Raw genomic sequence first — 7,309 nt, 5'->3', positions numbered from 1 at the left:
CCAGGAGGCATTAAGATCTATGCGGTATTAGCATCCGTTTCCGAATGTTATCCCCCGCTTATAGGTAGGTTACCCACGTGTTACTCACCCGTCCGCCACTCTTCTTTCTCGGTGCAAGCACCGATAGGAAGCGTTCGACTTGCATGTATTAGGCACGCCGCCAGCGTTCGTCCTGAGCCAGGATCAAACTCTCATAAAAGTTGCAGACCGAAGCCTGCTTATTTTAATGATGCTTGTAGCTCATTAATTGATTGCTAGCGAATAAATATTCACTAATTTGTTTGTTTTGGCACTTGCCAAAACTTTCTTACACGTTTGGTTCGTCTTACTTTGTTTAGTTTTCAAAGGTCAATTACTTTGTTTCACAACTTCTAAATAATATCATCATCTATCGAAACTGTCAACCTTTATTTCGTTTTCTTAAAAAACAACTTAATGAATAAAAATTCATTTTATAAAGTTATCCGTTTCTTTAGGACTTAGATATCATACCATGTTGCAATTAACAATGTCAATATATATAATTAATTATTTTACATTGTTTATTTTGTTCTGCTCAGTAGTTCTAGCAGCAACGTTTTATATCTTACCAAGATTTTTTAAATTCGTCAATCCTAAAAATGCATTTTTTTTACTTTTTATCCATTTTTTTCTGTATATATCCTTTAAGCTATCCAATATCAACTTAGAAAAACCTCTACTGTTATTAATTCTAGAATTAGCAGAGGCTATTTCTAAACGAATAAACGGTCAACTTGACCTAGTTTTTAAAGGTATCACTTCTATTTTTTATTTAATAAATAAGAAAAGTCTGTTTCGTCTTTCTTTACGATTAGAAGCAAACCATCACCTAAAGGCAGTAAGCTGGATTCTATAGAAGGATGTTTCATCACAACATCCAAGAAGAGATTCAATTTGCGGTGAATCGTACGTACTTTCCGTGGAATGTTTTCTTTAGGTTCTAGTATTGTACCGCCTTGAAGAACATCATCAACAATCAACATGCCCCCGACTTTTAGCAATCTCATACATTCTGGTAAAAAATCATAATACTTTGATTTGGCACTATCCATGAAAATAAGATCATACGGCCCTTCTAAAGTAGGAAGTATATCTGCTGCGTCTCCCTCCAACAATGTAACTTTATCGGTGATGCCTTGTGCTTCATAATTCACTTTAGCTTCTTGGAACATCTTTTCATAGCGATCAATAGTAGTTACTTGTCCCTTTTCTCCTACATGTTGAGCCATTAAACTAGACGAAAACCCAATCGCCGTTCCAATTTCTAAAATCTGCTTCGGTTTTAATTGTCCTAAAAGCAAATTTAAGAAAACAACTGTTTCATGCGGAATGATCGGGACTCTTCTTTCATGTGCGTCTTGTTCGATCTCACCTAATTTTCCCGCTAATGGTTTTTGTGCATTTCGTAAAAATTCTCGAACATCATTATTGATAACTGGTCGATCCATCATTTCATTCTGATTCATTATTTTTCCTACTTTCTTCAATTAATTGCATCATTTACTATTTGTCTGAAAAAATTATATCAAAAGAACTGTTTAGAAAACTGATAATGTGTTATTATCAAATTAAATAAAGGTTAAAGGAGAATAGCAAAATGCTCATTAAATCACTCTGTATCCCCAAAAAAAGTTTAACAACTGTTAATGAAGACGTCACACTTCAAGAAGCTATTGAGATCTTAGAAGAATCCGGCTATCGGTGCGTTCCTATCCTAGATGAGAGCGGTCAAATTTTCCGAGGCAATATTTATAAAATGCATATCTATCGTCACAAAGCCAACGGTGGAGACATGAATTTACCTGTAACTCATTTGTTAAAAAACGCTACTAAATACGTCCATTTGGATGACTCTTTCTTTAATATCTTCTTCTCGATCAAAGAACTGCCTTATATTTCTGTACTTGATTCTGATAATCATTTTTATGGTATTTTAACACATAGTTCTTTACTTTCCATGCTACAACAATCCTGGAGTATTGACAATGGAAGTTTTGTACTGACTATTGCTTCTGCTGGACAAAAAGGAGATTTGGCAAATATTTCAAAAATCATTAATAAATTTGCTTCTATCTCTAGTTGTATCACGTTAGATGTTGAACGTGAAGATTTGATTCGTCGTACGATCATTACTTTAGAACCTGGAGTAACTGAAGAGACCGTCAATCAAATTTCAACCGCTTTAGATAAAAAAGGATTCCGTGTCATTGAAAAAGAGAGTTTAAATAATTAATCTTTTGTTTTAATAGCCAATAGATTTTCTTTACTAGCAAAACATCCCTCAAAGACTGACCGGTCTTTAAGGGATGTTTTTTTAGTGGACTGTTGCGTATTTTTATTTGGTTTCTAATCGTTTAGAGAAATGGACTTTATCATCTAATACTTTCATTATCGGAGCACCCAAGCCCATAATAACCAATTCCCCAAAAGCAACTGAGGCATAATTCAACCAAAACGGCGCATTAAAAGCGAGTTTTAATTCCCAAGCAATAATTCCGGAAAAAAGGATAAACATTAAGGTATTGATAGCCATCTTAATCCATACATTTGTCGTTTTACGTGTCAGCAAAAGCATCGCACCCAACGAAATCAACGAATGCGCCGTTCCAAAGATGATGTCATACCACCCTAATGGTGAAAAAAGATTGGCGATAAAAACACCTGCTACGATTCCGATAATGTATTTACGGTTAAAAACCGCTAAATGGTTAAAAATTTCCGATATTCTGAACTGAACAGCTCCATACGCTATTGGAGCAATCACCGAAGTGACAGCTACATATAGTGCTGCGACAATGGCATTGATTACCATAGTTTTTACTTTCATCTATTTGTTCCTCCTAGTTTTTTTTCGTGGGATGGTCGACGAACCACGCTGTTTTCAACTTTATTATCATAACATCCCCTTTTTCAAAAAACAATGTCTTCCACACTCATTTAAACCAAAAAAGAGCCTCTCTCGCAAATGAAATTCATTTGCAAGATCGACTCTTTAGAATAAGTAGATTTAAGTTAAGTACTGAATTTGCTTACTAAACCAAGACTAACTTCAATAGCTTCATTGATTTCTTTCATTGTCGCATAATCTAAATGAGTTACTTTTTCCCGTAGTCTTTGTTTGTCTATTGTACGTATTTGCTCTAGCAACACCACTGAATCACGTTCTATGCCATGCTTTTCAGCTGAGATTTCTACATGGGTCGGCATTTTTCCTTTTTGTATCTTAGCAGTTATTGCTGCAACAATAACAGTAGGACTATAATGATTTCCTACATTATTTTGCACCACAAGCACTGGCCTCATGCCGCCTTGTTCTGAACCTACAACTGGGGATAAATCAGCGTAATATATGTCCCCACGTTTAACCATAGGTACCTCCTCCTGCAATACCTGCTAGTATTGGGAAAGGACTTCTTTCTCGCATTCTTCAAACTCATTACAAATATCAAGATTGATTCCAGCCATTTCCGCATAACCATTGCGCAGGGTATCGATTATATTTAGTTTTTCTTTAACAAATTTTGTCATAAAACAGCTTACTTGTTCTTTTTCTTCTAGTTCCTCCAAAGCGCAATATTCTTGTACTTGTTCGTAAAGATCCGCTTCTAATTGTATTTCAACAACTTTAAACTCTTTATTGCTCATGAATTTGCCTCCTAAAGATTACCAAGTACCCAATAAGCTAAAAAACCAAGCTTTAGCTTATAGTAACATGTAATCTAAAACATTAAAATAGGTTTTTCGAGAATCCATTTAATGTTCAAAACTCATTCACAAACTATTATTCTTAATGGACATATCTTCTTTTTACTCTTGATGAAATACCACAAGCTATTTCATAATGGATCGTATCCATTTTATCCGCAATTTCTTGCAATGTAATTTCTTCTTGTCCGCTTTTCCCTACCAAAACAACTTCAGTTCCAATAGGAGTTTCTTCTGGCAGTCGAATCATACATTGATCCATACAGATCCTTCCTACAATCTCGCAACGATTACCATTCACTAATACTTCTTGACCTTGTAGACCGCGAAGCCAGCCGTCTGCATAACCGATAGGAAGCGTCCCAATCCACTCTCCTTCTTCAGCTTGGTAAGTAGCTCCATAGCTGATAAAATCTCCTTGATGCATTTGTTTAACATGAATCAATTCGCTTTTCAATTGTAAGACTGGTTTTAATTGATACGGGGGGGGAATAAGATTACCTGAAGGATTTAAACCATACATTGCGATTCCAAATCGAATCAATTTCGATGAGTTGCTTGGATGATATAAAGTCGTAGCACTATTTGCAGTATGAACTATTTCAGGTAGTTTATCAAATGATTTGATTAAAACATTAAACCGTTCTTGCTGTTGAATAAACAGCGTATTGTCTTCACTATCCGCTGTTGCAAAATGCGTAAATACTCCTTCTAAAAAGAAGTGTTCACTTTTATGTATTTGTAGCTCCGACTCTTTAACTTCTTCTTCAGTTCTAAAACCGATTCTTCCCATACCGGTATCTAATGCGATATGTACAGCAACTGAACCTATGATGTTTTTCTGACGCAAAACGGATTCAGCTTCTTCAATCCAATCCAAACGCCCAATCGTCACACTTAATTGATTTTCCACAATAAGATCCGCATACTGTGGATCTACTAAACCTAAAATCAAAATCGGCTCCGTAACACCTGCTTCTCTTAATTCAACGGCTTCATCCAATAATGCCACACAAAAACCATCTACCTTTGCCTCTTGAGCTGTTTTTGCAACTTCTACAGCCCCATGACCATAGCCGTCAGCTTTTACTACTGCATAAAGTAAAGAAGCATCAGTCAAACGTTTTTTTTCTTGCTCTATATTCCAACGAATGGCGTCTTTGTCTACAACGGCAACTGTATTTCGGTATTCTCCTGCAACCAAGCTACTCTTCCTTTCCTATTCATTCACTTTTCCAACACTACTTGTGCCGCAGCAATTGAATCTGTATGGGTAATACTCAAAAAGACATTCCCATCAAATGGGCTCTTTGTAACTACAGGTTTGCCAGATGCATCAGGTAAGATCTCAATATCTTTAAAGCCCAACTTCCCTATCCCAGTCCCCATTGCTTTTGAATAAGCTTCTTTTGCCGCATATCGTCCTGCTAAAAACTCCATCTGTCTTTTCCCTTTTAACAAGGAAAAAATGTTATGCTCCTCCTCTGTTAAAACTCGTGATGAAAATGTGTTCTTTCTATTATACGCATTTTCGATCCGGTTTATTTCTGCAATATCCAATCCTATCCCTATAATCATGTTTAACTCCTTTGAAGCAGTCATTCTTGTTTTCTCTTTAGTATACACCTCTAAAGAGGCATTTGAATAGCAATAACACTTCCTATTTATAGTATTTTATTATTTCTTAATAAATCCATTTTTACACTTCTATTGTTTTTCTGTCATCGTTAAAATGCAAAAAAGAGAACAGAAAATCTGCTCTCTTTTGCGTACGGATAGATTATTTTTGACGAATCGTGAAGTCACGTTTACCGTTTCCTGAACCACGACGGTCGCTTTTTTTCTTATCTGATGAAACTGATGAACCTTGGCGTTTGTCTGAGCTATAACGTTTTTCGCCACTGCGGCTGTTGCCACCACGACGATCGTTACGTTTTCCGCCACCACGACGGTCTCCGTAGTTTTTGCCTTTTGAACGACTACGGGCTGCACCGCCGCCACCTTTATGAGACTTGCTTGGCAATGGACGTTCTGGAGTGATTTTCACTGGAATTTCAGTGGAATCTTTAATCGTACTCTTCAAGAATGCTGCAGCTAAATCTTCAGCTGAGAATTCTTCCAATAGAGTATGAGCAGCTTTTTCGTACCGTTCCAAGTCATTTTTATCGATCAATTCTTGGATTTGATCCATTGCAGCTTTGATTTGTCCTTTGTATGCTTCAGCATCTGAAGGTGGACGCAATGGTGTCATTGCTTTACGAGTTAAGTTTTCGATCGTACGCAGGTAACCCATTTCATTTGGTGTAATGAAAGATACAGACATACCTTCTTTACCTGCACGACCAGTACGGCCGATACGGTGAACATAACTTTCAGGATCTTGAGGAATGTCAAAGTTGTAAACATGAGTTACACCTGAAACATCTAGTCCACGAGCTGCTACGTCAGTAGCTACTAAGATATCTACTCTTCCTGATTTGAAAGCTTTTAATACACTCATACGTTTTTGTTGAGAAAGGTCGCCGTGGATTCCTTCAGCACGGTATCCGCGCATTTCCAATCCTCTAGCGATTTCGTCCACGCGTCTTTTAGTACGACAGAAAATGATAGACAATTCTGGTGTCTGAACGTCGAACAAACGAGTCATGATATCGAATTTTTCGAAATCTTTACATTTCACGAAGTATTGATCGATCAATGCACTTGATAATGTTTTTGTTTTGATTTGAACGTGTTCAGGATCTTTCATGAACTTAACGCCAATACGTTTGATGGCAGATGGCATTGTTGCTGAGAACAATAATGTTTGGCGTGCAGCTGGAGTTTCTTGAATAATACTTTCGATATCTTCAATGAATCCCATGTTTAACATTTCATCTGCTTCATCAAGAACCAATGTTTCTACATTGTTTAATTTCAATACTTTACGTTTGATTAAATCCAATAAACGTCCTGGAGTTCCAACGACAATATGTTGTCCGTCTTTTAATCCACGGATTTGGCGACTGATGTCAGCTCCACCGTAAACAACTTGAACTTTGACTTTTTTATCGCGGCTCAAACGGAATAGTTCTTCTTGTGTTTGAATAGCTAATTCTCTTGTTGGTGCGATAACTAACCCTTGAACATTGTGGTTTTTGTTATCGATTTTTTGTAACATTGGTAAACCAAAAGCAGCTGTTTTACCAGTTCCTGTTTGAGCTTGTCCAATAACGTCTTTTCCTTCTAATGCCAATGGAATGGTTTGTCCTTGGATAGGTGTTGCTTCCTCGAATCCCATTCTTTCGATTGCTTTAAGCAAATCTGGTGCTAATCCTAATTCTGAAAATTTCAACTAATTTTCCTCCCGTATTTTTGAAAACCGAAAGAGAGTTTTTGCAAAAAAAAACAGGTTTTTCGTTGATCTTCATCAAGGACACCTGCTATGGTCAGTCTTTATAAAATCCTGGCAACTGAGCTCTGTTGTTACCAGCAGTTTCTTCTCATATCAAAGGCTTGTATTTACAAGCTACTTATTTTCTGCGTTTCTGAGCTACTTAAACCCTCAGTGTTTTCATTACTTTTATTTATTGCCGGTTCGCAA

General features: G+C 36.7%; 8 protein-coding genes, 1 rRNA gene and 1 riboswitch. Of the genes, 1 reads left to right on the top strand and 8 read right to left on the bottom strand.

The features are described 5' to 3' along the window. A 16S ribosomal RNA gene (locus ACEN4L_RS07650) occupies positions 1-199 on the bottom strand; the annotation flags it as partial. A 583-nt stretch (positions 200-782) separates the two neighbouring features. Next, a complete protein-coding gene (locus ACEN4L_RS07645) occupies positions 783-1,487 on the bottom strand; it encodes an O-methyltransferase (protein ID WP_407096737.1) in 705 nt (234 codons plus the stop codon). Between the two features lie 131 nt (positions 1,488-1,618). On the opposite strand from ACEN4L_RS07645, the gene cbpA reads away from it, so the two are divergent. Further along, positions 1,619-2,254, top strand: coding sequence for a cyclic di-AMP binding protein CbpA (gene cbpA, locus ACEN4L_RS07640; protein WP_407096736.1), 636 nt, complete (start codon positions 1,619-1,621; stop codon positions 2,252-2,254). Between the two features lie 102 nt (positions 2,255-2,356). On the opposite strand, the gene ACEN4L_RS07635 is transcribed toward cbpA, so the two are convergent. From ACEN4L_RS07635 to ACEN4L_RS07610, 6 genes are all read right to left on the bottom strand, one after another. Continuing rightward, on the bottom strand, positions 2,357-2,848 hold the full coding sequence (locus tag ACEN4L_RS07635) for a QueT transporter family protein (RefSeq protein ID WP_407096735.1): 492 nt from the start codon (positions 2,846-2,848) through the stop codon (positions 2,357-2,359). 7 nt (positions 2,849-2,855) lie between these two features. Continuing rightward, positions 2,856-2,901, bottom strand: a riboswitch (PreQ1 riboswitch). Positions 2,902-3,033: 132 nt separating this feature from the next. Next, positions 3,034-3,390: a type II toxin-antitoxin system PemK/MazF family toxin gene (locus ACEN4L_RS07630; protein WP_407096734.1), complete on the bottom strand. Its 357-nt coding sequence runs from the start codon at positions 3,388-3,390 to the stop codon at positions 3,034-3,036. A 24-nt stretch (positions 3,391-3,414) separates the two neighbouring features. Beyond that, positions 3,415-3,666 carry a hypothetical protein gene (locus tag ACEN4L_RS07625; RefSeq protein ID WP_407096733.1) on the bottom strand — a complete coding sequence of 84 codons (252 nt, stop codon included), beginning with the start codon at positions 3,664-3,666 and terminating at the stop codon, positions 3,415-3,417. A 142-nt stretch (positions 3,667-3,808) separates the two neighbouring features. After that, entirely contained in the window at positions 3,809-4,930 is a 1,122-nt protein-coding gene (gene alr / locus ACEN4L_RS07620) for an alanine racemase (protein ID WP_407096732.1), read from the bottom strand. 23 nt (positions 4,931-4,953) lie between these two features. Then, on the bottom strand, positions 4,954-5,304 hold the full coding sequence (acpS, locus tag ACEN4L_RS07615; RefSeq protein ID WP_407096731.1) for a holo-ACP synthase: 351 nt from the start codon (positions 5,302-5,304) through the stop codon (positions 4,954-4,956). A gap of 202 nt (positions 5,305-5,506) precedes the next feature. After that, a complete protein-coding gene (locus ACEN4L_RS07610; RefSeq protein ID WP_407096730.1) occupies positions 5,507-7,060 on the bottom strand; it encodes a DEAD/DEAH box helicase in 1,554 nt (517 codons plus the stop codon). Between the last annotated feature and the right edge of the window lie 249 nt (positions 7,061-7,309).

Origin of the sequence: Desemzia sp. FAM 23988 (assembly GCF_045528365.1) — a bacterium.
Taxonomy (GTDB): Bacteria; Bacillota; Bacilli; order Lactobacillales; family Carnobacteriaceae; genus Desemzia.
This window is presented reverse-complemented; position numbering and strand designations above follow the sequence as displayed.